This is a genomic window from uncultured Serinicoccus sp., assembly GCF_947487915.1.
In the GTDB taxonomy this organism is placed as follows: domain Bacteria; phylum Actinomycetota; class Actinomycetes; order Actinomycetales; family Dermatophilaceae; genus Ornithinicoccus.
The window spans coordinates 111,788-135,479 of record NZ_CANKYH010000004.1; the positions used below are offsets into that span (position 1 = coordinate 111,788).

At 73.8% G+C, this 23,692-nt stretch carries 24 protein-coding genes and 2 tRNA genes; 18 read left to right on the forward strand and 8 right to left on the reverse strand.

Annotation, left to right across the window (positions count from 1 at the left end; all coding sequences use genetic code 11):
• Nucleotides 1-4: 4 nt before the first annotated feature.
• The 3 genes from Q0795_RS05865 to trxA all read right to left on the reverse strand — a co-directional run bounded on the left by Q0795_RS05865 (nt 5) and on the right by trxA (nt 2,567).
• Nucleotides 5-1,465, reverse strand: a complete 1,461-nt coding sequence (locus Q0795_RS05865; RefSeq protein WP_298887860.1) for an ATP-binding protein — start codon at nt 1,463-1,465, stop codon at nt 5-7.
• Between the two features lie 31 nt (nt 1,466-1,496).
• Entirely contained in the window at nt 1,497-2,015 is a 519-nt protein-coding gene (locus Q0795_RS05870; protein WP_298887862.1) for a DUF1269 domain-containing protein, read from the reverse strand.
• A gap of 168 nt (nt 2,016-2,183) precedes the next feature.
• On the reverse strand, nt 2,184-2,567 hold the full coding sequence (gene trxA, locus Q0795_RS05875; RefSeq protein WP_298887864.1) for a thioredoxin: 384 nt from the start codon (nt 2,565-2,567) through the stop codon (nt 2,184-2,186).
• A 71-nt stretch (nt 2,568-2,638) separates the two neighbouring features.
• Between trxA and Q0795_RS05880 the strand changes: the two genes are divergently transcribed.
• The 7 genes from Q0795_RS05880 (at nt 2,639) to Q0795_RS05910 (ending at nt 10,229) form a co-directional block, all read left to right on the forward strand.
• Nucleotides 2,639-4,243 (forward strand): ABC transporter substrate-binding protein, encoded by a 1,605-nt coding sequence (locus Q0795_RS05880; protein ID WP_298887865.1) that lies wholly within the window; start codon nt 2,639-2,641, stop codon nt 4,241-4,243.
• A complete protein-coding gene (locus Q0795_RS05885) occupies nt 4,222-5,244 on the forward strand; it encodes an ABC transporter permease (RefSeq protein ID WP_298887867.1) in 1,023 nt (340 codons plus the stop codon). The genes Q0795_RS05880 and Q0795_RS05885 overlap by 22 nt, the downstream gene beginning before the upstream one ends.
• The gene (locus tag Q0795_RS05890; RefSeq protein WP_298887869.1) at nt 5,234-6,112 is read left to right on the forward strand and encodes an ABC transporter permease; all 879 of its coding nucleotides are present in this window, start codon (nt 5,234-5,236) and stop codon (nt 6,110-6,112) included. Before Q0795_RS05885 ends, Q0795_RS05890 begins: the two co-directional genes overlap by 11 nt.
• Nucleotides 6,109-7,725: an ATP-binding cassette domain-containing protein gene (locus Q0795_RS05895; protein ID WP_298887871.1), complete on the forward strand. Its 1,617-nt coding sequence runs from the start codon at nt 6,109-6,111 to the stop codon at nt 7,723-7,725. The genes Q0795_RS05890 and Q0795_RS05895 overlap by 4 nt, the downstream gene beginning before the upstream one ends.
• Nucleotides 7,726-7,816: 91 nt before the next feature.
• Nucleotides 7,817-9,232 (forward strand): NAD-dependent malic enzyme, encoded by a 1,416-nt coding sequence (locus Q0795_RS05900; protein WP_298887873.1) that lies wholly within the window; start codon nt 7,817-7,819, stop codon nt 9,230-9,232.
• Between the two features lie 50 nt (nt 9,233-9,282).
• On the forward strand, nt 9,283-9,654 hold the full coding sequence (locus Q0795_RS05905) for a VanZ family protein (protein ID WP_298887875.1): 372 nt from the start codon (nt 9,283-9,285) through the stop codon (nt 9,652-9,654).
• Nucleotides 9,651-10,229 (forward strand): YqgE/AlgH family protein, encoded by a 579-nt coding sequence (locus Q0795_RS05910; RefSeq protein ID WP_366942453.1) that lies wholly within the window; start codon nt 9,651-9,653, stop codon nt 10,227-10,229. The genes Q0795_RS05905 and Q0795_RS05910 overlap by 4 nt, the downstream gene beginning before the upstream one ends.
• Nucleotides 10,230-10,312: 83 nt before the next feature.
• Here Q0795_RS05910 and Q0795_RS05915 read toward each other — a convergent pair whose 3' ends face one another.
• Nucleotides 10,313-10,651, reverse strand: coding sequence for a DUF3039 domain-containing protein (locus tag Q0795_RS05915; protein WP_298887877.1), 339 nt, complete (start codon nt 10,649-10,651; stop codon nt 10,313-10,315).
• A gap of 133 nt (nt 10,652-10,784) precedes the next feature.
• Here Q0795_RS05915 and Q0795_RS05920 point away from each other — a divergent pair, with 133 nt between their 5' ends.
• The gene (locus Q0795_RS05920) at nt 10,785-12,533 is read left to right on the forward strand and encodes a DEAD/DEAH box helicase (protein WP_298887878.1); all 1,749 of its coding nucleotides are present in this window, start codon (nt 10,785-10,787) and stop codon (nt 12,531-12,533) included.
• A gap of 280 nt (nt 12,534-12,813) precedes the next feature.
• On the opposite strand, the gene Q0795_RS05925 is transcribed toward Q0795_RS05920, so the two are convergent.
• Nucleotides 12,814-13,770 carry a type IV toxin-antitoxin system AbiEi family antitoxin domain-containing protein gene (locus Q0795_RS05925; RefSeq protein WP_298887879.1) on the reverse strand — a complete coding sequence of 319 codons (957 nt, stop codon included), beginning with the start codon at nt 13,768-13,770 and terminating at the stop codon, nt 12,814-12,816.
• 176 nt (nt 13,771-13,946) lie between these two features.
• Between Q0795_RS05925 and Q0795_RS05930 the strand changes: the two genes are divergently transcribed.
• Together Q0795_RS05930 and Q0795_RS05935 are read left to right on the forward strand one after the other, a co-directional pair.
• Nucleotides 13,947-15,080 carry an RDD family protein gene (locus Q0795_RS05930; protein WP_298887881.1) on the forward strand — a complete coding sequence of 378 codons (1,134 nt, stop codon included), beginning with the start codon at nt 13,947-13,949 and terminating at the stop codon, nt 15,078-15,080.
• 90 nt (nt 15,081-15,170) lie between these two features.
• Nucleotides 15,171-15,776 carry an isochorismatase family protein gene (locus Q0795_RS05935; protein ID WP_298887883.1) on the forward strand — a complete coding sequence of 202 codons (606 nt, stop codon included), beginning with the start codon at nt 15,171-15,173 and terminating at the stop codon, nt 15,774-15,776.
• A 53-nt stretch (nt 15,777-15,829) separates the two neighbouring features.
• Here the strand turns inward: Q0795_RS05935 and Q0795_RS05940 are convergent, their stop codons facing one another.
• The gene (locus Q0795_RS05940) at nt 15,830-17,131 is read right to left on the reverse strand and encodes a nicotinate phosphoribosyltransferase (RefSeq protein WP_298887885.1); all 1,302 of its coding nucleotides are present in this window, start codon (nt 17,129-17,131) and stop codon (nt 15,830-15,832) included.
• A gap of 94 nt (nt 17,132-17,225) precedes the next feature.
• On the opposite strand from Q0795_RS05940, the gene clpS reads away from it, so the two are divergent.
• From clpS to Q0795_RS05970, 6 genes are all read left to right on the forward strand, one after another.
• Nucleotides 17,226-17,486, forward strand: a complete 261-nt coding sequence (clpS, locus tag Q0795_RS05945; RefSeq protein WP_298751271.1) for an ATP-dependent Clp protease adapter ClpS — start codon at nt 17,226-17,228, stop codon at nt 17,484-17,486.
• A 3-nt stretch (nt 17,487-17,489) separates the two neighbouring features.
• On the forward strand, nt 17,490-18,080 hold the full coding sequence (locus tag Q0795_RS05950) for a DUF2017 family protein (protein WP_298887887.1): 591 nt from the start codon (nt 17,490-17,492) through the stop codon (nt 18,078-18,080).
• Between the two features lie 79 nt (nt 18,081-18,159).
• Nucleotides 18,160-19,713: a glutamate--tRNA ligase gene (gene gltX / locus Q0795_RS05955; RefSeq protein WP_298887889.1), complete on the forward strand. Its 1,554-nt coding sequence runs from the start codon at nt 18,160-18,162 to the stop codon at nt 19,711-19,713.
• A gap of 98 nt (nt 19,714-19,811) precedes the next feature.
• Nucleotides 19,812-19,883 (forward strand) — tRNA-Gln (locus Q0795_RS05960).
• Nucleotides 19,884-19,968: 85 nt separating this feature from the next.
• Nucleotides 19,969-20,041: transfer RNA gene (locus Q0795_RS05965), tRNA-Glu, on the forward strand.
• Between the two features lie 140 nt (nt 20,042-20,181).
• Complete coding sequence (locus Q0795_RS05970; RefSeq protein ID WP_298887891.1) at nt 20,182-20,931, forward strand: HU family DNA-binding protein; 750 nt, start codon at nt 20,182-20,184, stop codon at nt 20,929-20,931.
• Between the two features lie 27 nt (nt 20,932-20,958).
• On the opposite strand, the gene Q0795_RS05975 is transcribed toward Q0795_RS05970, so the two are convergent.
• Both Q0795_RS05975 and cofC read right to left on the reverse strand, forming a co-directional pair.
• Complete coding sequence (locus Q0795_RS05975) at nt 20,959-21,195, reverse strand: hypothetical protein (RefSeq protein ID WP_298887892.1); 237 nt, start codon at nt 21,193-21,195, stop codon at nt 20,959-20,961.
• A gap of 10 nt (nt 21,196-21,205) precedes the next feature.
• Nucleotides 21,206-21,886, reverse strand: coding sequence for a 2-phospho-L-lactate guanylyltransferase (gene cofC, locus Q0795_RS05980; RefSeq protein WP_298887894.1), 681 nt, complete (start codon nt 21,884-21,886; stop codon nt 21,206-21,208).
• Nucleotides 21,887-21,923: 37 nt separating this feature from the next.
• Here cofC and Q0795_RS05985 point away from each other — a divergent pair, with 37 nt between their 5' ends.
• Nucleotides 21,924-22,658 carry a 1-acyl-sn-glycerol-3-phosphate acyltransferase gene (locus tag Q0795_RS05985; RefSeq protein ID WP_298887896.1) on the forward strand — a complete coding sequence of 245 codons (735 nt, stop codon included), beginning with the start codon at nt 21,924-21,926 and terminating at the stop codon, nt 22,656-22,658.
• Nucleotides 22,655-23,656: an NAD(P)H-dependent glycerol-3-phosphate dehydrogenase gene (locus Q0795_RS05990; protein WP_298887897.1), complete on the forward strand. Its 1,002-nt coding sequence runs from the start codon at nt 22,655-22,657 to the stop codon at nt 23,654-23,656. The genes Q0795_RS05985 and Q0795_RS05990 overlap by 4 nt, the downstream gene beginning before the upstream one ends.
• Nucleotides 23,657-23,692: the final 36 nt, after the last annotated feature.

Consider the following 23,692-nt stretch of genomic DNA (forward strand, 5'->3'; position numbering starts at 1 on the left):
CGACTCAGGACACCGTTCCTTCGCCCGTGGTGGGGCGATGCGGGGGCGACTCCACCGCCGGGTCCTCGTCCCGCAGGGGTACGGACACGTCGGAGCCGCCCTGCTCGGTGACCCGGTCGCGCATCCGCACGAGGGTCGGCCGGGGGACGAAGGTGCCGGCGACGAGCGCCTCGCCCAGCCGGAACTGGGCGGCGCGCCGCAGCATGTCCTCCGGCACGTGTCCGAAGATGCCGGCCAGCTGTTCGAGGTCCGTGCGTGAGGTCATCCGCATCAGGGTCAGGTTGTCGCACTGGGTGACGATCCCCGGGTGCACCTTGGACGGTCGTTGCGTGGAGACCAGCAGCCAGAGGCCGTACTTGCGGCCCTCCGCCGCGATCTGCACCAGGCGGTCACGCACCGCTACCCCCAGCGGGGTCTCGGCCTGCGGCGGGCACAGGTTGTGGGCCTCGTCGACCACGATGAGCAGCGGGCGTCGCTGCGACCGTCGCTGCCAGAGGTGGTCGAGCACACCCAACGCCACCGCGAGCTGCTCCTCCTGCTCGTCGTAGCCACCGAGGTCGAGCACCGTCGCCGCCGGACGACGGTCGAGGACGTCCGTGGCGGACGTGGTGTGGTCCGACCAGACGGTGCGCCAGTCCAGCAGCCCCAGGTTCTCCAGACGCTGGGCCAGCATCACGGCCTCCGGCGTGTCCGCCTGGTTCAGGGTGGGCAGGACGTCGGCGAGGTGACGCTCCTCGAACGAGGCCGCGAGCTGCAGGAGCGCGTTGTACTCCACCCGGTCGACGACCGGGTCCAGGCGCAGCACCGCGGCCTGGGCCCGCGCGCTGAGGTCGGTGAAGCGGATGCGCAGCGGGCGCTCCTGGCTGTCGGGGCGCAGGACCTGCACGTCCCGGTCGGCGAGGGCACGCGACTCCTGCGGGTCCGCCGTCGGCACCGTGGTGTCCAGGTGCACGAAGTCGCTGTTGGGGTCGAGGACCAGGACGGGCAGGTCGGTGGCCGTGAGGATGCGCTCGAGCAGGACGCCGAGCGCGTAGGTCTTGCCCGAGCCGCTCTGCCCGCACCAGAAGGTGTGCCGGTTGAGCTTGCGGGAGAGGAGCCCGAGCGGGACGCCGGGCATCGACTGGAGCCGCCCCACGTGCAGCCGGCGGTCCGCCCCGGAGACGACCGCGGCGACCTCCTCGTCGGAGGCCGGGGACACCTCGACCGGGGTGGGCACCGGCGCCGGGGGAGGGCCGTCGACGGACACCAGGGTCCCCGAGGCCACGTGCTGGTCCCGGCCCTCGGCCTCCAGCCGCTCGACCTGGCCCAGCAGCGTCGCGCCGCCGCTCTCCAGGTGCAGGAAGTCCCCGACCCGCGGCGGGGTCCAGGACCCCCGGACGCGGAAGGAGCGACCGTCCGCGGAGTCGAGGTAGGTCGAGGCCCCCCCGGCGGACGTGGCGTCGGGGGGGCTCGCTGTCGTGCTCACGGCGATGGCCTGTCTCCTGCGGGAGCCGGGCTCAGCGCTGCTCGCCGCTGTCGGCCGCGGACTCCTCCGAGTCGAACATGTCGCGCACCGCGGTCTCGTCCTCGGCGCTGAGGTTGGTGGCGATGAGCTCACCGTCCATGTCGCCCAGCTCCTGGGCGATCCGGTCGCGGACGCCGTCGCTGGACATGAGGAACAGGGCCGAGGTTCCGGGGGTGACCTTCTCGCGCACGGTGTTGATGAACTCGTCGCTGATGCCGAAGTCCCGCATCGACCCGGAGAGCGCGCCCATGGCGGCGCCGAACGCCATACCGAAGAGCGGCACGAAGAAGATGATGCCGAAGAGCAGACCCCAGAACGCGCCACCCGACGCCCCCGCTCCGGTGGGGGAGAACGCCTGCTGGGTCTTCGGCTTCTTCTTGTCCTCCGGCCAGGAGACCACGACGGCGTCGTGGACCTTGATGAGCTGCTTCTTCTGCAGCTCGATCACCTGGGCGCGGATCTGCTGGGCCCGCTCCGGGTCGTTGAACTTCCACACGGTCAGGGTCGCCATGGGCAACTTCCTCTCGTCACCAGCGGGTCTGCCCGGGTGGCAACCCCACACACGTGGGACGAGTCTGGCACTGGCGGCCCGCGCCGTCTATACACCGAGGGTGAAAGGACGGTGACGTCGCGGGGCCGGCGGGATCGCGCTCGATGGTGGCGGGGGCCGCCTCCTCGCTCAGGCCTGCTGGGAGGCCTGCTCCTGCTCGGCCTCGGCGAGCTTGGCGCGAACCTCGTCCATGTCGAGCTCGCGCACCTGGTCCACGACGGACTCGAGGTCGCGGGCCGGGAGGGCGCCGGCCTGGCGGAAGACGAGCACGCCCTCCTTGAAGGCCATGATGGTCGGGATGGAGCTGATGCCTGCGCCCTGGGCCAGCGCCTGCTGGTCCTCGGTGTCGACCTTGCCGAAGACGACGTCGTCGTACTTCTCGGAGGCCTTCTCGTAGTTCGGGGCGAACATCTTGCACGGGCCGCACCACTCGGCCCACCAGTCGACCAGGACGATGTCGTGGTCCGTGACGGTCTGCTCGAAGGTGTCTGCGGTCAGGTCTACGGTGCTCATGGGCGTTCCAACGCGGGCACCGCTCGCCTTCTTCCATGCGCCTGCCCTCCTGCTACCGTCGCGTCATGCGAATGTTTCGCAACAGGTATTCCGCGCCGCTCTCCTCCCTCCTCCTCGTGGGTCTGGTGCTCGCCGGCTGCACCGACCCCACCACCAGCCCGTCCGGGGAGCGGGAGGGAGCGGCCGCCACCTCCTCCCGGGCGACCGAGGTCGTCGTCGCGACCGGCGGCGAGCCGGACAGCTTCAACCCGGTGCTGGGGTACGCGCGCTGGGGTGACGGCAAGATCGTCGAGGGGCTGGTGCGGCTGGGTGTCGACCTCGAGCCCGAGCCCGTGCTGGCCGAGGAGCTGCCCGAGGTGGCGGACGACGGCCTCACCTACACCGTCACCCTCCGGGAGGGTGTGACCTTCCACGACGGGCAGGAGCTCGACGCCGAGGACGTGGTGGCGACCTACGAGGCCGCGCTCGACCCGGAGAACGGCTCCCCGGTGGCCGCCGACCTCACCGCGCTGGAGTCGGTGGAGGCCGTGGACGGGCGCACCGTCCGCTTCACCCTGGCCCACCCGCAGTCCGCGTTCGTCACCACGACCACCCTCGGCATACTCCCGGCGGACCAGGTCGACGCGACCTCGCCGGAGGACGTCGTCGGCACCGGCCCCTACCAGGTCGAGGGCTACCGGGCGGGCGAGCGCCTGGTGCTCACCGCCAGCCCCGACTACTGGGGCGAGCAGCCTGAGGTCACCCGGGCCACCTTCCTCTTCGTGGACGACGACGCGGCCCGTGCCGCCCGGCTCGCCTCCGGCGAGGTGGACGCCGCACTGCTGCCCACGCAGGCGCTCGGCCGTTTCGAGGACGACGGGGCCTACGACGTCATCCGCCGCGACACGGCCGACTTCCGCGCACTCGTCCTGCCCGAGGAGGGGGAGGTGACCGGCGACCCCGCCATCCGCACGGCCCTGCAGACGGGCCTGGACCGGCAGGCGCTGGTCGACGGCGCCCTGGCCGGCGCCGGGCGTCCGGCCTACGGGCCGATCCCGCCCGAGGCGCCGGAGTACTCCGACGTCGTCGAGGTCGAGGCGAACCCGAGGACGGCGGAGCAGCGGCTCGAGGAGGCCGGCTGGGTCGAGGGCGCCGACGGGGTCCGCGCCCGGGACGGGCAGCGAGCCGCCTTCACCCTCATGTACCCGGCCGGCGACACGCTGCGCCAGAACGTCGCCCTCGAGGTCCAGGCCCAGGCCGCCGAGCTCGGCATCGAGGTCGAGCCGGAGGGGCTGAGCTGGGAGGCGATCGAGCCGCGGATGTCCAGCGACGCCCTCGTCTACGGCAGCGGCAACCCCTACAACGCCGACCTGTCGACCTACCCCCTCTTCCACTCCAGTCGCGCCTTCCAGGGCTTCGACAACCCGGGCGGCTACGACTCCGCGGAGATGGACGCGGCCCTCGAGGCGGGCCGGGCCGCGCAGGAGGACTCCGAGCGGGTCGAGGCCTACGCCACCGTGCAGGAGCAGCTCGCGCAGGACCTGCCCTGGGTGTTCCTGGCCTACGTCGAGCACGACTACGTCATCGAGGCCGACACCTGGGCCGGGTATGACGTGCCGCTCGTCGAGCCGCACGAGCACGGTCTCCAGGGCGGACCCTGGTGGAACCTCCCCTCGTGGACGACCGCCGGCGGGTGAGGCTGCCGACCCGGCTCCACCCGGCCCGCCCTCCGCTGACCGGGCTCCTCGTCGGTCGGCTGCTGCTGCTCCCCGTCCTCGTGGCGGTGGTCACCCTCGTGATGTTCGCGCTCGCGCAGCGCACCCCCTTCGACCCGGTCCTCGCCACGCTGGGGGAGCGGGCCCTGACGATGGACGGGCCGACGCTCGAGGCGATGCGGGACCGGGCCTCCGACACCGGCGCGGTGCAGCAGTGGGCCGCGTGGTGGGGCAATGCCCTGCAGGGGGACCTCGGGGTGTCCTCCAGCCAGCGCTCGCCCGTCTCGACCGTCATCGCCCAGCGGCTTCCGTGGACGCTCGGGCTCATGTCCGCCGCGCTGGTGCTGGCCGTGCTCGGCGGGGTACTGGTGGGCGGGCTGGCCGGCACCCGGCCCGGTTCCTGGGCGGACCGGGCGGTGGGCGGTGGGCTGCTCGCGACCCAGGCGGCGCCCCCCTTCTGGGTGGGGCTCGTCGCCGTGTGGGTCTTCGCGGTGTGGCTCGGGTGGCTGCCGACCGGCGGGGCGACCTCGCCCGGCTCGGGCTCCGTGGAGGCCCTGGACGTGCTGCGGCACGCCGTGCTCCCCGTGCTCGTCCTGGCGCTGTCCCAGCTGCCGTGGTTCGGCCTGGTCGTCCGCGACGCCACCCGCGACGCACTGGCGGGGGTGCCGGTGCGCGCGGGCTGGGCCCGCGGCATACCCACGGCGCGGTTGCTGCGCCAGCACGCCGTCCGACCCGCGCTGCTGCCCCTGGTGACCGTCCTCGGGGTGCGGGTGCCGGAGCTCATCACCGGAGCCGTGCTCGTCGAGACCGTCTTCTCCTGGCCCGGGGTCGCGAGCGCCACGGTCGACTCGGCGCTGCGCCTCGACTTCCCGCTGCTCGCCGCGCTCACCGTCCTCACGACCGTCCTGGTCGTGCTCGGCAACCTGGCCGCGGACGTCGCCTACCGCGTCGTGGACCCGAGGGTGGGCCGTCGTGACGGCTGAGGGGTGGCGCGAGGTCGCCGGCGCGCGCTCCCGCCCCTGGGCCGGGACCCGGCACGCGGTGGCGCGGGGAGGCTCCGGCCCCTGGTGGGTCGCCCTCGGCGGCGTGGTCGTCGTCGTCCTGCTGCTCGGCGCGGGTGCGGCCGACCAGCGGGCCGACTTCGAGCAGGCCTTCCTGCCCCCCTCGGCAGAGCACCCCTTCGGGACCGACCAGGCCGGCCGTGACCTGCTGGCCCGCAGCCTGGCCGGCGCCCGGGTGTCGCTGCTGGTCGGGCTGGTGGCTGCCCTCGTCTCCAGCGTCGTCGGAGTGGTCGTGGGAGGGCTCGCCGGCTCGTTGGCCTCCCGCGCCGGTGGCGTCGTCGACGGCGTGCTGATGCGTGTGGTCGACGCCGTGAACGCCCTCCCGCACCTGGTGCTCGGCATCGTCATCGTCGCCCTGCTCGGCCCCTCCCTCGGCAGCGTGATCCTCAGCGTCGCCCTGACCCACTGGACGACGACCGCGCGGCTGGTGCGGGCCGAGCTGCTCGCGCTGGAGGGCGTCGGCTTCGTCGAGGCGGCCGTCGGGGCGGGCGCGGGGCGTTGGTGGGTGCTCTCCCGGCATCTGCTGGCGCACGTCATGGGTCGGGTGGTGCTCGCGACGGTGCTCATGGTGCCGCACGCGATCATGCACGAGTCGGCCCTGAGCTTCCTCGGCCTCGGGCTGCCCGACGACCAGGCCTCGCTCGGCACCATCATCGAGCAGTCGCGCACGGCCGTCCTCGCGGGCCACTGGTGGCCGGCGGTGCTGCCCGGCCTGCTGCTCGTGGCGCTGAGCCTGGTCGTCTTCGTGCTCGGCGAGCGGCTGCGCCCGGTCTCGTGGGGGCGCTCGTGAGCGGCCACGGGTATGCCGAGAGCCGGGACGTCGTGCTGCCCGCCTCGCAGACGGCTGGCCCGGGCGGTACGCCAGATTGGCGTCCGGTCGGCGGGTTGCGGGTGGAGGGGCTCGGGGTGGCCCTGCCCGACGGTCGGGGTGGGCACCAGACGGTGCTGGAGCAGGTGGACCTCCGGGTGCCGCGCGGGCGCCTCGTGGTGCTCCTCGGGCCCAGCGGCGCGGGCAAGTCGACACTCCTGGCCGCTCTGCTGGGCCTGCTGCCCACCGGCTCCCTGGTCCGCGGGCACGGGTGGTGGGAGGACGAGGAGGCCGAGCCGGTGGACCTCGTCGACCCGGGCGCGCCCGCGCGGGAGCGGCTGCGGGGCCGCGTCGCGGCGTGGCTGCCGCAAGCCCCCGTGGGTGCGCTGACCCCGGTGCTCACCGTCGGCCACCACCTCACCGAGAAGGCGCGGGTCCACGTGCCGGCGGGCCAGGTGCAGGCCTCGGTGCGGTCGGCGATGCGCCGCCACGACGTGGAGCCGCAGTGGTGGCGTCGGCTGCCCTCGCAGCTCTCCGGCGGGCAGGCCCAGCGGGTCTCCAACGCCCTCGCGCTGCTCGGTGACCCCGGGCTCGTCCTGGCCGACGAGCCCACCACCGGCCTGGACCGGCCCCGGGCGCGGGCGGCGGCGGCCGGGCTGACGGCGCTGGCGCACGACGAGGGCCGGGCCGTGCTGGTGGTCACCCACGACCTCCGGCTCGCGGAGGAGGCCGCGGACGCCGTGGTCGAGATCGACGGCGGGCGGTCCCGTGGCGCGGACGTGCCGGTGGGTGAGGTCATCGCCCGGGCCCGCCGCGCCACCCACCGCCTGGCCCCGCACGCCACCACCGGGCAGCGCCTGACCGCGCCCGGGGAGGGGCCGGCCGTCGGCGGAGGGCCGGCCACCGGGGGAGCACCGCACACCCCGGGCGGAGGGCCGGACGAGGGACAGGGCCCCGGCCTGGCCGGCGTGGACCTCACCCTGCGGCGCGGCCGGGGCACGCTGGTGCGCAGCGGGGTGACGCTGCGGGTCCGCCCGGACCGTACGACCGGCCTCATGGCCCCCTCCGGTGCGGGCAAGACGACGCTGCTGCGCGCCCTGGCGCTGCTGCACCGACCCTCGGCCGGCCAGGTGCGCCTGGACGGGCGCCCGGTCCACGGCACGGGGTATGCCGTGCCCGCCGCCCTGCGTCGTCGCATCGCCTTCGTGCCGCAGGACCCGCGACAGGGGGTGGACCCCCGGTGGACGCTGGGCCGGAGTCTGCTGGAGCCGTCCCGGTTGGCGGGGCGGGCCGGTGACGACACCACGGTCGCCCGGATGCTGGACCGGGTGGGCCTCGCACCGGAGCTGGCCGGCCGTCGACCGGACGAGGTCTCCGGTGGACAGCTGCAGCGGGTCGTCCTGGCCCGGGCCCTCACGCTGGGCGCGGACTTCCTCCTGCTGGACGAGCCGACGTCGATGGTCGACGCGGCCACCGCCCGCGCGGTCGTCCGGGCCGTGCACGAGCACCAGCACGCCACCGGGTGCGGGGTGCTGGTCGCCTCCCACGACGAGGAGCTCCTGCGCACCTGGTGCGACGTCGTCGTCGAGTGGTGAGCCGGAGCCGTCCCGCAGGGTCCCGGCGGACGCGGCACGCCGGGAGCGGGCTGCATACCTCTCGCGGGTCGGGACGCGCCACAATGGGGCCATGAGCCCCGTCCCGTCCGTGTCGAACTCCATCACCGTCCGTCTCGAGCTGCCGGCCCGCGTCACCGCCGTCTCCGAGATCACCACCGCGGTCGCGGACGTCGGCGGCATGGTCACCGCGGTCGACATCAGCGACTCGGCCCCCGAGCGGCTGCAGGCCGACCTGACCATCGCGACCTACGGCACGGACCACGCCGCCGAGGTCGTCGAGGCCATTAGTGAGGTCGACGGGGTGGAGATCGGGCGGGTCAGCGACCGGACGTTCCTGGCCCACCTGGGCGGCAAGCTGGAGGTGAAGTCCAAGCTGCCGATCCGCAACCGCGACGACCTCTCCCTGGTCTACACCCCGGGCGTGGCCAAGATCTGCCAGGCGATCGCCGAGAACCCCGAGGACGCCCGCAGCCTCACCATCAAGCGCAACACGGTCGCCGTCGTCACCGACGGCTCGGCCGTCCTCGGGCTGGGCGACATCGGGCCCCTGGCGGCCATGCCGGTCATGGAGGGCAAGGCCGCGCTGTTCAAGCGGTTCGCCGACATCGACGCCTTCCCCATCTGCCTCGACGCCCACGACAGCGACGAGATCGTGCGGGTGGTCAAGGCGATCGCGCCCGGTTTCGCCGGGATCAACCTCGAGGACATCTCGGCGCCGCGGTGCTTCGAGATCGAGGCGCGGCTGCGGCGGGAGCTGGACATCCCCGTCTTCCACGACGACCAGCACGGGACGGCGATCGTCGCGCTCGCCGCGCTGAAGAACTCCCTGCGGGTGGTCGACAAGGAGCTCAGGTCGGTCAAGATCGTCATGTCCGGGGCGGGTGCCGCGGGCTCGGCCATCATCCGGCTGCTGCTGCAGGCCGGGGCCACCGACGTCCTCGTCGCCGACGTCGACGGGGTTATCCACCCGAGGCGGCCCGACGTCATGCGCGGCGACAACGGCAACCTCGCCTGGATCGCCAGCCAGACCAACCGCGGCCTCGAGACCGGGACCCTCAAGGAGGCGCTCGTCGGGGCGGACGTCTTCATCGGTGTCTCGGCCGGCAACATCCTGACCGGTGAGGACATCGCCCGGATGAACGACGACGCGGTCGTCTTCGCCATGGCCAACCCGGTCCCCGAGGTCGACCCGGTCGAGGCCGGCAAGCACGCCACGGTCGTCGCGACCGGCCGCAGCGACTTCGCCAACCAGATCAACAACGTGCTCGTCTTCCCGGGGGTCTTCCGTGGCCTGCTGGACGCCGCGAGCGACCACATCGACGACCAGATGCTCCTGGCCGCAGCCTCCGCGCTGGCCGACGTCGTCACCGCCGACGAGCTCAACCCCACCTACATCATCCCCAGCGTCTTCAACCCCAAGGCGACCAAGGCAGTCGCCCAGGCGGTCGAGGAGGCCGCGCGGGCGCGTCGCGCGGAGACGAGCTGACGGGCGGCCCGCGAGATCCACGGCGGCCTCCCGGCCTGGACCTCGTCGTCGTGCTCGGGTGGTTCGCGCTGCTCGTGTCGCTGCTCGTCCAGGGGTACGGGCTCTACGCCCCGCAGGCGCCCGGGCCCGCCGGGGTCCCCGGCCTGGACAAGGTCGGCCACCTCATCGCCTTCGCCGTGCCCGCTGCCCTGGCGTGGTGGCTGCGAGCGCCATGGCTCGTGCCGGTGCTGGTGCTGCACGCCCTGGTGAGCGAGCCGCTGCAGCAGCTGCTCGCGCCCGGCCGGCAGGCAGACCTGCTGGACACGGCCGCGGACCTGCTGGGCGTGGGGCTCGGGGTCTGGCTCGCCGCGACGAGCCAGAGCCGCTGGGGTCATGATGGGGACATGCGCGAAACCTCGACGCCGACGAGGCGGCAGTCGTGAGCCCACCGCGCATGGAGCGGGGCGAGGTCACCGGTCAGCTGCTCGTGGCGACCCCGCTGACCGGCGAGCCCTTCGCCGGGTCCGTCGTGCTGATCCTGCACCACGACGAGGACGGCGCCCACGGGCTCGTCCTCAACCAGCCGATGGAGGCCGGCGTCGACGCGGTGCTGCCGGAGTGGCAGCCCTTCGTCACCGACCCGGGGGTGCTCTTCCGCGGTGGCCCGGTGGGTCGCGACACGGCCATGGGGTTGGTGAGCGTGCCGGGGCACCTGCCGGAGGACCCGCCCCTGGGCACCCAGCTGCTCTTCGGCGGGATCGGCCTGGTCGACCTGGACGCCCCGGCGCCGCTGGTCGTGCCCGAGCTCGGTGCCTTCCGGATCTTCGTGGGCTACAGCGGCTGGTCCGCCGGTCAACTCGACTCCGAGATCCGGCACGGGGCGTGGGAGGTCGTGCCCCGCGAGCCGCGTGACGCCTTCCGTGAGGACACCACCGACCTCTGGCGGGAGGTGCTGCTCCGCCAGCGCTCGGCTGCCTCCTTCCTCACCACCTGGACCGAGCACCCCGAGCGCAACTGACGGGGCGTCGCCCGTGGTGGCTCAGAAGCGGCCGCGCGTCGCTCGTGGTGGCTCAGAAGGGGCCGCGCGTCGCTCGTGGTGGCTCAGTCCTCGCCGCCGGACCCCCCGCCGGAGCCGCCACCGTCCTGCGGCTCGCGCAGCCCCTCGTAGATCTCCTTGCACTGGGGGCAGACCGGGAACCGCTGCGGGTCGCGACCCGGCACCCAGATCTTGCCGCACAGCGCGATCACGGGGTCCCCGCTCAGGGCGGACTCCATGATCTTCTCCTTGCGGACGTAGTGCGAGAAGCGCTCGTGGTCGCCCGGCTCGGACAGGTCGGGCTGGACCCGGGTGTCCTCGCGCTCCAGCACGGCGGTCTGTGTCGACGGCTGGGTCGGTGCCTCGGGCGCGTCGAGGGGCTGGTCGGACATGCGGACGCTCATGCGCCCCAGTCTAGGCGCGCTCCGGCATGCCTGCCCGCGGGCGGGAGGGACGGCATACCACGGGGTGCGGCGCCCCGGCGGGAGCGGGAGGGCCGGTGAGTCGGATCCGGAAACGACCTATCCTGGCGAGTCGATGTCCACTTCAGCCGCCTCCCACCTGCCCCCCGCCTATCCCGAGCGTGCCGCCTGGGGCACGGCGGGCAAGCTGCGTGCCTGGCAGGCGAGCGCGCTGCAGACCTACCTCGCCGAGCGCCCCCGTGACTTCCTCGCGGTGGCGACGCCCGGTGCGGGCAAGACGACCTTCGCGCTGCGCGTCGCGACCGAGCTGCTGGACCGCGGAGAGGTGCAGCGGATCACCGTCGTGGCGCCGACCGAGCACCTCAAGACCCAGTGGGCCGAGGCGGCCGCCAAGGTGGGCATCCGCATCGACCCGCGCTTCGCCAATGCGCAGGGGCGGCACAGCCAGGACTTCGACGGTGTCGCGGTGACGTATGCCGGGGTCGCCAGCAAGCCGCTGCTGCACCGGGCCCGGACCGAGGCGGCGCGCACCCTGGTGATCCTCGACGAGGTCCATCACGGCGGCGACGCGCTGTCGTGGGGGGAGGCCGTGCGTGACGCCTTCGAGCCGGCGACCCGGCGGCTGGCGCTGACCGGGACGCCGTTCCGGTCCGACACCGCGGCCATCCCGTTCGTGCGCTACGAGATGGACGCCGAGGGGATCCTGCGGTCGTCGGCCGACTACACCTACGGCTACGCCGACGCGCTGCGCGACGGCGTCGTGCGACCCGTGCTCTTCCTGTCCTACGGCGGCACGATGCGCTGGCGGACCAAGGTGGGCGACGAGCTGGAGGCGCGGCTGGGGGAGCCGCTGACGCAGGACGTCACCAAGCAGGCCTGGCGCACCGCGCTGGACCCGGCCGGCGACTGGGTCCCGGCGGTGCTGCGGGCAGCGGACAAGCGGCTGACCGAGGTGCGCCGACACGTCGAGGACGCCGGTGGTCTCGTCATCGCCTCCGACCAGCGCTCGGCGCGGGCCTACGCCAAGCAGCTGCGCGAGATCACCGGTGAGGCGGCGACCGTCGTGCTGTCCGACGACGCCGGGGCCTCGGCCCGGATCGAGGAGTATGCCGCGGGCGACTCGCGCTGGATGGTCGCCGTCCGCATGGTGTCCGAGGGGGTGGACGTGCCGCGGCTGGCCGTCGGGGTCTACGCCACCTCGACGTCGACTCCGCTGTTCTTCGCGCAGGCGGTGGGTCGCTTCGTGCGGGCCCGGCGCCGCGGTGAGACGGCCTCGGTCTTCCTGCCCAACGTGCCGCTGCTGCTCGGGCACGCCGGCTCGATGGAGCTGGAGCGTGACCACGCGCTGAACCGCAAGGACGGCGGGGAGGAGCAGCTGTGGTCGGAGGAGGAGGGTCTGCTCGAGCAGGCCCAGGCCGCCGAGGGGGCCTCGGACGACCTCGCCGGCAGCTACGAGGCGATCGGGTCGGACGCGGAGTTCGACCACGTGCTCTTCGACGCCGAGCAGTTCGGCCTGGGTGGGGTGCCCGGGTCGGAGGACGAGGACGACTACCTCGGCCTGCCCGGGCTCCTGGAGCCGGACCAGGTCGCGACCCTGCTGCGAGAACGGCAAAAGAAGCAGGTCGGGCGCGACGGTGGCCAGGCGCGGGCCCAGGCCGTGTCCGCCCACCGGGCGCTCGCCGAGCACCGCAAGGAGCTCAACAAGCTGGTCGCCGCCTACGCCCAGAAGAAGGGCCAGCCGCACGCCGTCGTGCACTCCGAGCTGCGCCGCGCCTGCGGCGGCCCCGAGCTCGCGACGGCCACCTCCGAGCAGGTCCGCGACCGCATCGAGTCTATCCGGCGCTGGTTCGTCGGCCGCCGCTGACGGCATACCTCGCTGGGGGCCTGCCAGGGTGCGGGCTCGCCACACCCGCCCCGGGGCATACCTGTGCACGGCACACCCGTCCCAGGAGCGCCTGTGCACGGATATGCAGCCGGTGCGTAGGTTCTACCGCACGCACAGGCTGCAGCTGCCGTGCACAGGCCGGGCTGATCGAGTTCAAGGTGTTGCGTGGCCGGGCGCGCGGGCGGAAAGGACTGTCCCGAACACTGCTGGACGCCGCCAGACTGGGTATGCCGTCGTCCGCGGCTGCGGGGAGGAAGTCTCAGGCCGGGGTCGCACGCCGAGCGAGCCCACGGGCCATGGCCGCACGGATCTTGGCGACGACGCGCTGGGGGTGGGCCAGGTCGTCCCAGGTGAGGCGCACCACCTCGTAGCCGAGCGCGCGGAGCCGGTCCTCGCGCCACTTCTCGGCCATCAGGTCGAGAGAGGAGGCGTATTTGAGCGCGCCGTCGAACTCGACCACCGTCCGGACCTCCCGCAGCAGGAAGTCGACGAAGCCGACCAGCTCGCCGTGCTCGTCGCAGATCCTCGCCTGGAGCTCCGGGACCGGCAGCCCGGCTTCGAGCATGATCCAGCGGGCCCGGGTCTCACCGGCCGACCCGCTCAGTCCGGTGGCGTGCTCGACCACGGTGCGGACGGCGGGGGCTCCGTGCCCGAACGACCCTTCCCGGCCCGCCTGACGCAGCCGCCCGATGGTCGTCGCCTTCTCCCGCAGCGCGATGTCCGCGCTGACCAGCCCGGCCACGAGGCCCATGGACCCGGCTACCTGCAGACAGGCCAGGGCAGGGTCGACGACGGGCGGCTCCCGGCTCGCCGGGTCGTCCGGGAAGATCACCCAGCTGCGGCTGACCGGTGGGTGGATGTGCACGACGCCGTCGCTCCGCCCTCGCTGGTCGTCGGTCCGCGTGAGGTGCACCTTGTCGTCGACACCGTAGGTTCCGATCCGGCGGACCTCGAGCCCGCTGTGGTGGCTGAGGGCGTACGGGCGGCCCGGTCCGCACAGCTTCGTCGCGACCGCGCGCGCCCGCAGCTCGTGCAGCTGCCACGGGGCCGCCCGACGCCATACCTCGCCTGAGACGAAGCAGTCCTTGCGGATCCGCACCAGCACGCCGCCGGCGATGAGTCTGCGGATCTGGGTGCGGGTGATGCCGAGGGCCCGCAGGTCGTCACCGCTGGCGACGTGGTGCTGGGCGGACAGGCGGGCCTGGAGGTGCTCCATGACGACCCACTGTGGCCGATCCCGGTGTCGCGGACGGGGAGTTGTCCACAGGTGGTGGGGTCGGGGGACGACCGCTTCGAGTCCGAACACGGATCTGCAGCCGGTACGTAGGTTCTACGGCATGCACAGGCTGCGCAACCGTGCACAGGATCAGGTGGGGTGCAGGTGGGGTGCAGGTGGCGTGCACAGGTCTGGCCCGTCTGCACTGGTGGGTGTATGCCCGGCCCACCGGGATGTCCCAGCTGCGCGGCACCTTCCTGTCCCACCGGGACGACCTGCTGCCGCCCGTCCCCGCCGAGCAGTTCCGCGCCGACCAGGTGCTCGTCGCCCGGGAGGTGGTCCGCAGGGCCGGCGGGGCAGCGGTGCCAGAGGAGGTCGTCTGCGCGGATAGTCTGGCCACCATGAGTCAGCAGGCAGGGTGGTACGACGACCCCGAGGACGCGCAGAATCTCCGCTACTGGGACGGCGTGCAGTGGACCCACCACACGGCACCCAAGCAGAAGCCCAACCTCGCCCAGTCGGGCCAGCAGTGGCAGGCGCCGGAGTCGGGCGAGGCCGGGCAGGCAGGCCAGGGGCAGCAGGGCCAGGGCGGCTACGGCCAGGGGCAGCAGGGCCAGGGGCAGCAGGGCTGGGGCCAGCAGGGCCAGGGTGGCTACGGCCAGGGGCAGCAGGGCTGGGGCCAGCAGGGCCAGCAGCAGCCCAACCCCTACGCCGGCCAGACCGGGCAGAACCCGTACCAGGGCCAGTGGCAGGGAGGGCCGGTGCCCGGCGGCTACCAGCCGCAGCCGGGTCCGACGACCCCGGACGGCCAGCCGCTGGCCGGGTGGTGGCACCGCGTCGGTGCCCGCCTGCTCGACGGCCTCCTCGCGCTCATCGTCAGCACCGTCCTCGTCGTGGCCACCGTGACCCCCGAGGTGCGCGGCGCCATGGAGGACTACGTCATGGACCCCGACCCCACGGGCGCCGTGCCCGTGATCCTCGAGGACTGGATCCTCCAGCTGGGGCTCGTGACCGCCGTCCTCGGCCTCGCCTACGAGGTGCTCATGGTGAAGTTCTTCGGTGGCACCGTCGGCAAGCTCATCACCGGGCTGCGCGTGCGGCTGCGGGACGAGCCGGGCCTGCCCACCTGGCGCGCGGTGCTGCTGCGCTCGGCCGTCTACCAGGGCCCGAACCTGCTGGGCAGCCTCTCACCCGCCCTCGGCTTCCTCGGCCTGTTCACCATCATCAACGTCCTGTGGCCGCTGTGGGACGCGAACAACCAGGCGCTGCACGACAAGGCTGCCGGCACCAACGTCGTCAAGAGGCGCTGAGCACGGCCCCCCGGCGGGCGCCGCCCGGCCGCGCGACGTGAGCCGGGCGCTCCTGTGCGGGTGTCGACTGGAGGTGGCACGATCAGGGGTATGAGCCGAGGCCTGATCATCGTCGACGTCCAGCACGACTTCTGCGAGGGCGGCTCGCTGCCGGTGACCGGGGGGATCGCCGTCGCCGAGGGCGTGAGCGCCTACACGGTCGCCCACGCGCAGGAGTACGCGACGGTGGTCGCCACCGCCGACTGGCACGTCGACCCCGGCGGGCACTGGGCCACCGACGGCGAGCCCGACTTCGTCACCTCCTGGCCGGTGCACTGCGAGGTCGGCACCGAGGGCGCCGACTTCCGGCCCGAGCTCGCCCCCGCCCTCGAGCACGTCCAGGCGGTCTTCCGCAAGGGGGAGCACGAGGCGGCCTACTCCGGGTTCGAGGGACGCACCGAGGTGCACGGTCGCCGGCTCGGCCTGGCCGACTGGCTGCGCGAGCGGGGCATCACGACCGTGGACGTCTGCGGCATCGCCACCGACCACTGCGTGCGGGCGACGGCGCTGGACGCCCGCCGGGAGGGGCTGGAGACGCACCTGCTGCTCGACCTGTGCGCCGGCGTCGCCCCCAGGACGACGGACGCCGCGCTGCGGGAGATGCGCGACGCGGGGGTCGTCGTGAGGCACGACACCGCGACGCGGGGGTCGTCGTGACGCACGACACCACGGCGGGGGGACCGGCGCGGGCCTGAGCCGGGCGCCGGCCCTCAGCTCCAGTCGTCGAGGTAGGTCGTCGCCAGCGCCGGGTCACCGAGGGAGAGCCGCAGCGCCCGCTGCGGCAGCTCCGCGCGGGCCCGTTCGTGGTGCTCCCGGGCAGCGGCGACGTCGGTGCGGGCGACCACCTCGCCGTGCTCGACCAGCGGCACCAGCAGGGGCCGGTCGTCGCCGTCGTCCTGCGGCTTCTCGTTGATCCCGATGATCTCCTCGGTCGCCTCGCCGCTGCTGGACCGGCGGCGCAGGGCGTACTTGCGCCCGCCCACGCTCGCCTTGTCCTTGCTCGCCTTGGCCACCCCCTCCATCCGGCCGTCGCCGCTCTCCCGGCTGACCAGCTTGTAGACCATCCCCGCCGCCGGGTGCCCCGAGCCGGTCACCACCTTGGTGCCCACGCCGTAGGCGTCGACGGGCGCGGCCTGCAGCGCGGCGATGGCGTGCTCGTCGAGGTCGGAGGTCACGACGATGCGCGTGTCCGCCGCCCCGAGCCGGTCCAGCTGGCTGCGGACCTCGAAGGCCTGGCTCACCAGGTCACCGGAGTCCAGGCGCACCCCGCCGAGCTCGCTCCCGGCCAGCTCGACCGCCAGCTCGACGGCGCCGGTCACGTCATACGTGTCGACGAGGAGGGTGGTCGACAGCCCCAGGCTGGCGAGCTGGTTGGCGAAGGCCTGGCGCTCGTCGTCGTGCAGGAGGGTGTAGGAGTGCGCGGCCGTCCCCATGGTCGGGATGCCGTGCCGCCGACCCGCCTCGAGGTTGGAGGTCGAGGCGAACCCCGCGAGGTATGCCGCCCGCGCCGCCGCCACCGCCGAGGCCTCGTGCGTGCGCCGGCTGCCCATCTCGATGCACGGGCGGCCGTGGGCGACCGCGGTCATCCGGGACGCCGCCGAGGCCACGGCCGAGTCGTGGTTGAGGACCGACAGGAAGAGGGTCTCCAGCACCACCCCCTCGGCGAAGCCCGACTCGACCACGAGCAGCGGGGAGCCGGGGAAGTAGACCTCGCCCTCGGCATACCCCCAGATGTCGCCGCGGAACCGGAAGTCGGCCAGCCAGTCCAGGGTGCGCCGGTCCACCACCTCCCGGTCGGCGAGGAAGGCGATCTCCTCCTCCCCGAAGCGGAAGTCGCGCAGCGCCTCCAGCGCGCGCCCGGTGCCGGCCACGACGCCGTAGCGCCGCCCCTCGGGCAGCCGGCGGGCGAACGCCTCGAAGACGCAGCGCCGCTCGGCGTGACCGCTGGCGAGCGCGGCCTGGATCATCGTCAGCTCGTAGTGGTCGGTCAGCAGGGCGGTGCTCGGGCTCACCCCCGCACCCTATGGTGGGGGCGTGCCGATCGACACCCCCAGCCCACCGGCGCCGCCGGCCGACCCGCAGACCACCCCGCAGGAGCAGGGCGGGGTGGCCGTCCTGGACCGCCCGGAGTCGGACCGCCCGTGGGTCACCCTGGTGTGGAACGACCCGGTCAACCTCATGAGCTACGTCACCTGGGTCTTCCAGACGCACTTCGGCTACACCCGCAGCAAGGCCGAGAAGCTCATGATGGACGTGCACACCGTGGGCCGCGCGGTCGTCTCGACCGGCACGCGGGAGAAGATGGAGGCCGACACCGAGGCCATGCACGGCTACGGCCTGTGGGCCACCTTCCAGAAGGACGACTGAGGTATGGCGCGGGCGTTCCGGCGCAGGGGCGAGCGGCTCGTCGCCTCCTTCGACGCCGACGAGATCGCCGTCGTCGTCCACGTCCTGCGGCTGACCCGGGACTTCGTGGCCCCGGAGCGCCCGGAGACCGGCGACCCCTTCCTCGACCTGGTCGCCGGGCTGGGGGACGAGGTCGACCCCACCGAGCCCAGCGACCCGGCGTTGCGGCGTCTGCTGCCGCCGGCCTCCCGCGACGACGACGAGCAGGCGGCCGAGTTCCGCCGGCTCACCGAGCACGGTCTGCGCCAGCGCAAGGCGGGCACCCTCGCCACGGCCATCGCGGCCCTGGAGGGGGCGACCCCGCCCCGCCTGGAGCTCGACCTCGACCAGGGGCGGGCCCTCGCGATCGCGCTCACCGACGCCCGGCTTATCCTCGGGGAGCGGCTCGGGCTGCGCACCGACGAGGACTCCGAACGTCTGCACCAGGAGCTCGAGGCGGCCCTGTCGGGGGACACCGACACCGACCTCGACCCGGCGCTGGCGCAGAAGATGGCCTACTACGACTTCCTCTCCTGGATGCAGGAGTCGGTGACGACCGCGCTCATGGGGCGCTGAGGCATACCCCGCGACGGGGGTGCCGCGGCTGCAGGACCGGCGTCCACCGGGTCCCGCGCGACGTAGGCTGGCGCCCATCATGACGACGCACTCCGCCCCTGTCTCCGCCACCGAGCACGACGACGTCACCGGCCCGGACGTCCGCGTGCGCTTCTGCCCCAGCCCCACCGGGACGCCGCACGTCGGCCTCGCGCGCACCGCGCTGTTCAACTGGGCCTACGCCCGCCACCACGGCGGCACGCTGGTCTTCCGGATCGAGGACACCGACGCCTCCCGCGACTCGCAGGAGTCCATGCAGCAGATCGTCGACGCCCTGGAGTGGTTGGGGCTGGACTACGACGAGGGGCCCGGCGTCGGCGGCCCCTACGGTCCCTACCGGCAGAGCGAGCGCGCCGACCTGCACGCCGACGTGGCGCGCCGGCTGCTGGAGGCGGGTCTGGCCTACGAGTCCTTCAGCACACCGCAGGAGGTCGAGGCGCGGCACCGGGCGGCGGGTCGCGACCCCAAGCTCGGCTACGACAACCACGACCGGGACCTCAGCGCGGAGCAGAAGCAGGCCTACCGCGACGAGGGCCGCGAGCCGGTGCTGCGGCTGCGGATGCCCGACGAGGACCTCACCTTCACCGACCTGGTGCGCGGGGAGGTCACCTTCGGGGCGGGGTCGGTGCCCGACTTCGTCATCGTCCGCGGCAACGGCCACCCGCTCTACACGCTGGTCAACCCGGTCGACGACGCCATGATGCGGATCACCCACGTCATCCGGGGTGAGGACCTGCTCTCCTCGACACCGCGGCAGATCGCGCTCTACCGCGCGCTGGTCGAGATCGGCGTCGCGCAGCGGGTGCCGACCTTCGCCCACCTGCCGCTCGTGCTGGGGGAGGGCAGCAAGAAGCTGTCCAAGCGGGACCCGCAGTCCGACCTCTTCCTGCACCGCGAGCGGGGCTTCGTCCGGGAGGGGATGATCAACTACCTCGCCCTGCTCGGCTGGTCCATCGGCCCGGACCGCGACATCTTCGACCCCGAGCACCTCGTGCAGGCCTTCGACGTCGCCGACGTCAACCCCAACCCGGCGCGGTGGGACCAGAAGAAGGCCGAGTCCATCAACGGCGACCACCTGCGGCGGCTGTCGCTGCCGGAGTTCACCTCCCGGCTGCTGCCGGTCCTGCGCGGGGCCGGTGTCCTTCGGGAGCAGAGCGACATGGGCGAGCTGGCGCGGCTGGAGGCGGTCGCCGACCTCATCCAGACCCGCATCCAGGTGCTCTCCGAGGCGGTCCCGATGGTGCGCCCGTTCTACGTCCGCGGCGCGGACCTGGAGATCGCCGAGGACGCCCGCGGACAGCTCAAGGACGACGCACCCGCCGTGCTGGACGCCGCCGTGGCGGCGCTGGAGCCGATCTCCGGGGCCGCGCCGGAGCCGCTCGGCGGGGGTGTGGAGTGGACCCACGAGCGGATCGAGGCCGCGCTCCGTGAGGCGCTGGTGGACGGACTGGGCCTCAAGCCGCGGCTCGCGTTCGGGCCGCTGCGGACGGCCGTCTCGGGCCAGCGCATCAGCCCGCCGCTGTTCGAGTCGATGGAGATCCTCGGCCGGGAGGAGACCCTGGACCGGCTGCGAGGGCTGCGGGCCTCGCTCTGAGGCGCGACGCGGTCCCGCCTGGGGATTTGGGTCGACGACCGGGTCACGGTAGAGTGGTTCCTCGGTTCGCCGCCCCGTACGGGGACGGAGATACCCCTTGGGGTATGGTGTAATTGGCAACACGGCTGATTCTGGTTCAGTTGTTCTAGGTTCGAGTCCTGGTACCCCAGCGCGACATCGAGACGTTGCTCTCGATTTCGTGGAGGTCTACCCGGTCGGGTAGGCTCTCCGCTCGGCGCAGTCAGCGCCGGACACGGCCCCGTTGTGTAGCGGCCTAGCACGCCGCCCTCTCAAGGCGGTAGCGCGGGTTCGAATCCCGTCGGGGCTACCCGTGTCGAACGGCCCTCATCGCACCTGCGATGGGGGCCGTTCCTCGTGTCGGGGCGCCTCGTCGCGATAGCGTGGGGAGGACGTGGCCCGGTCGCCTGACCTGCGGTCTCACGTCCGGCACGGTGGAGAGGGTGCGGCATGAACAAGGCAGACCTGATCGAGGCGCTCGCGCCGCGGCTGGGCGGCCGGGCGGCCGCCACGGCGGCGGTGGAGGCGCTGGTGGACGTGGTGCTGCGCGAGGTCGCCTCCGGGGGGTCGGTGGCGATCACCGGCTTCGGCACCTTCGAGCGCGTGCAGCGAGCCCCGCGGACGGGCCGCAACCCGCGCACCGGGGAGCGCGTGCCCATCGCCCGCACGACGACCCCGCGGTTCCGCCCGGGGAGCTATTTCAAGGACGTCGTCGCCGACCCCGCCGGGCTGCCTGCTGAGGGGTCTGCGGGGGTCCGTGGTGCGGTGGTCGACGGGGCGGCGAGCCGCTCGGGCGCGCCGCCCAGCGTGCGCCGCTCGGCGGGTGAGGAGGCCCGTGGCGGGCGGGCCGCCCCCGCCTCACGCGAGGGGCGGGCGTCGAAGCGGGCCGCGTCGGGCACCCCCTCCAGCGTGCGCAAGGAGACGCCCAGCGACGCCGCACCGGTCGAGTCCGAGGCCGGTCCCTCGGCTCCGGGGGGCGCCGGCCTGGTCTTCGCGGGGGGCGAGGACATCACCGCCGGCATGATCTCGGCCAAGAAGGCGCAGCTGGCCCGGGTGAAGAACGACCAGGTCATCGCGGAGTCCACGAGCTCGTCCTCGAAGAAGAAGAAGAACAAGGGCGGCAAGGGGAAGAAGAAGGGTCAGGACGGCAAGGGCAAGGGCAAGGCAACGAGCACGAACAAGGGCAAGGGCAAGGGCTGAGCCGCCGGTGGGGGAGGGGCGGGGCCCTCAGGTGATGGTCTCGCCCTCGCCGATGCCGACGATCCACACGCGGGAGACGGTGGCGCCCGCGGTCTCGGGGTCGGCGCCCTCGGCGACCTCGATGCACACCCGCTGGCCGACCCGCAGGTGACGCAGGCCGCTCGCCTCGACGGCGGCGGCCGGGAAGGGCAGGACGCGGCCGGTGTCGAGGAGCACCTCACCCGTGCGCGCGTCGAGGTCGTAGGTGTGGACGCTGGCCTGCATGGTGCCCACCCTAGGCCGAGGTCGGCGGGTGCCCGGCGGCGAGGGCGGCGGACGTCCGCGGACCGAGGCCGAGGCGTATGGCGTCGCCCAGGTCCGCGGTGGTGTCGACGTCGCGGCGCAGGCGCGGGAGGTCCAGCGCCAGACGCGCGGCGGTCCTCGCGTGCCGGGCGGCGCTGCCCGCGCCGAACCGTGGCACGAGATCGGCGTCGACCGAGGTGAGCAGCACGGTGCCCGAGCCGTCGGCGTCGGGCACCACCGCGCGCGGGTGGCGTGCGCAGACGTCCAGCGCCGCCACCAGGTCCGCGGGCTGCAGGCACGGCAGGTCACCGAGCAGGACGGCGAGACCCGGCGGTCCCGTCCCGCCCACGGCTTCGCCACCGGGCGTTGCGGCGACCTGGAGGCCGGCCCGGATCGCGGCGTTCAGCCCGCCGCCGGGATCGTCGACGACCCGGGCGCCGAGCGCGGCCGCCCGCGCCGCACCGGCCTCGTCCGAGGTGACGACGACGACGTCGCCCTGGGGGAGGGCACGGCATACCGACTCCAGCGTGTCCGCGGCGATGGCGCGGGCCAACGCGACCCTGCCGACACCCTCGGGCGCCACCAGGCGGGTCTTGGCGCGCTCCGCGCGCTGGAGGGGGACCACGAGCCGCCACCGGGTCGCGGGCCGGGGGACGCGGGGGGTGGGGGTCACCGGTGCATCCTCGCGACGACCTGGCCCGGATGCAAAGATGACCGTCGTGAGACGCCAGCCCAGCCACCACGACCTGCCCTGGTCCTACCACGCGGTCATCACCGCCGTGCGGCCGCTGCTGCAGGTCGCGACCCGTCGGGACTGGGCCGGCGGCGAGCACCTCCCGCAGCAGGGTGGCTTCATCGTGGCGGGCAACCACTACTCCGAGGTGGACCCCATCACGCTGGCCCACTACCTCGTCGACCACGGGCACCCGCCGTTCTACCTGGCCAAGTCCTCGCTCTTCGAGGTGCCGCTGCTCGGGCGCGCCCTCACCCACCTCGAGCAGGTGCCGGTCTACCGCGCGAGCTCGCGGGCCCGCGACGCGCTCGTCTCCGCCCGCGAGGCGCTCCACGACGGCCGCTGCATCGTCATCATGCCGGAGGGCACGCTGACGCGGGACCCGGACCTGTGGCCCATGCGCGCCAAGCCGGGCGTCGGCCGCCTGGCGCTCACCTCCGGTGCCCCGGTGGTGCCGGTCGCGCAGTGGGGCGCCCAGCGGATCCTCGGTCGCTACGCCCGGCGCCCGGGCAACCTCCTGGCGCGTCCCGTGCAGCAGGTGCTCGCCGGGCCGCCGGTGGACCTCTCCGACCTGCAGGACCGCCCGGAGGACCCGCGGGCGCACACCGAGGCGACCACCCGCATCATGGCGGCGGTCACCGCGCAGCTCGCGACGCTGCGGGGCGAGCAGCCGCCGGCGCGCCCGCACGAGTACCGGGAGGAGGGCCGGTGACGCGGGCCGCCATCTTCGGTGCCGGGAGCTGGGGCACGGCCTTCGCGCAGGTCCTCGCGGACGCCGGGGCCGAACGGGTGACCCTCTGGGCGCGGCGCCCGGATGTGGCCCGGCAGGTGCGCGAGGAGCACCGCAACCCCGACTACCTGCCGGAGGTCGAGCTCGGGCCCGTCGTCACCGCCACCGCCGACCCGCGCGAGGCGGCCGAGGGGGCCGACCTCGTCGTGCTCGCGGTGCCCAGCCAGAGCCTGCAGGACAACCTCGACGGCTGGGGAGCCCACCTGCCGGCCGGGGCCCCCGTCGTGTCGCTCATGAAGGGCATCGAGCTCGGCACCGGGCGCCGGATGAGCGAGGTCATCGTGGCCAGCGGCATCGACGAGCGCCGCGTCGTGGTCGTCACCGGGCCCAACCTCAGCCGGGAGATCGCCGCCCGCCAGCCGGCGGCCAGCGTCGTCGCGGGGATCGACCACGGGACGGCCGACCGGGTCGCCGCCGCCGTGATGACGCCCTACTTCCGGCCCTACACCCAGACCGACGTCGTGGGTGCCGAGCTCGGCGGTGCGGTGAAGAACGTCATCGCCCTGGCCGTCGGCATGGCCGAGGGGCTCGGCTACGGCGACAACACCAAGTCCAGCCTCATCACCCGGGGGCTCGCCGAGACCGCCCGCCTGGGGCAGGCGCTGGGTGCGGACCCGGCCACCCTCATGGGTCTGGCCGGGGTCGGGGACCTCATCGCGACGTGCATGTCACCGCTCTCGCGCAACCACCGGGTGGGGGTGGCGCTCGGGCAGGGCCGCACGGTCGCGGAGATCCTCGCCGTGCCGCACCAGACGGCCGAGGGCGTGAAGTCGTGCCGCAGCGTCGTCGAGCTCGGCGCCCGGCACGGGGTGGAGATGCCGATCTGCCAAGGCGTCAGCGCCGTGGTGGACGGGTCGGTCACCCCGGAGCAGCTGACCGGCGAGCTCATGACCCGGGCCCGCAAGCACGAGCGTCACTGAGCGGCGTGCGCGTCCTGCGCGGGCGCCCGCACCACC

Coding starts and splice junctions, on each gene's coding strand:
- Q0795_RS05900 (WP_298887873.1), top strand. CDS start 7,817: ATGAGCCCCGTCCCGTCCGTGTCGAACTCCATCACCGTCCGTCTCGAG.
- Q0795_RS05975 (WP_298887892.1), bottom strand. CDS start 21,195: ATGCAGGCCAGCGTCCACACCTACGACCTCGACGCGCGCACGGGTGAG.
- Q0795_RS05935 (WP_298887883.1), top strand. CDS start 15,171: ATGAGCCGAGGCCTGATCATCGTCGACGTCCAGCACGACTTCTGCGAG.
- Q0795_RS05920 (WP_298887878.1), top strand. CDS start 10,785: ATGTCCACTTCAGCCGCCTCCCACCTGCCCCCCGCCTATCCCGAGCGT.
- Q0795_RS05985 (WP_298887896.1), top strand. CDS start 21,924: ATGACCGTCGTGAGACGCCAGCCCAGCCACCACGACCTGCCCTGGTCC.
- Q0795_RS05950 (WP_298887887.1), top strand. CDS start 17,490: ATGGCGCGGGCGTTCCGGCGCAGGGGCGAGCGGCTCGTCGCCTCCTTC.
- Q0795_RS05970 (WP_298887891.1), top strand. CDS start 20,182: ATGAACAAGGCAGACCTGATCGAGGCGCTCGCGCCGCGGCTGGGCGGC.
- trxA (WP_298887864.1), bottom strand. CDS start 2,567: ATGAGCACCGTAGACCTGACCGCAGACACCTTCGAGCAGACCGTCACG.
- Q0795_RS05880 (WP_298887865.1), top strand. CDS start 2,639: ATGTTTCGCAACAGGTATTCCGCGCCGCTCTCCTCCCTCCTCCTCGTG.
- Q0795_RS05870 (WP_298887862.1), bottom strand. CDS start 2,015: ATGGCGACCCTGACCGTGTGGAAGTTCAACGACCCGGAGCGGGCCCAG.
- gltX (WP_298887889.1), top strand. CDS start 18,160: ATGACGACGCACTCCGCCCCTGTCTCCGCCACCGAGCACGACGACGTC.
- Q0795_RS05915 (WP_298887877.1), bottom strand. CDS start 10,651: ATGAGCGTCCGCATGTCCGACCAGCCCCTCGACGCGCCCGAGGCACCG.
- Q0795_RS05925 (WP_298887879.1), bottom strand. CDS start 13,770: ATGGAGCACCTCCAGGCCCGCCTGTCCGCCCAGCACCACGTCGCCAGC.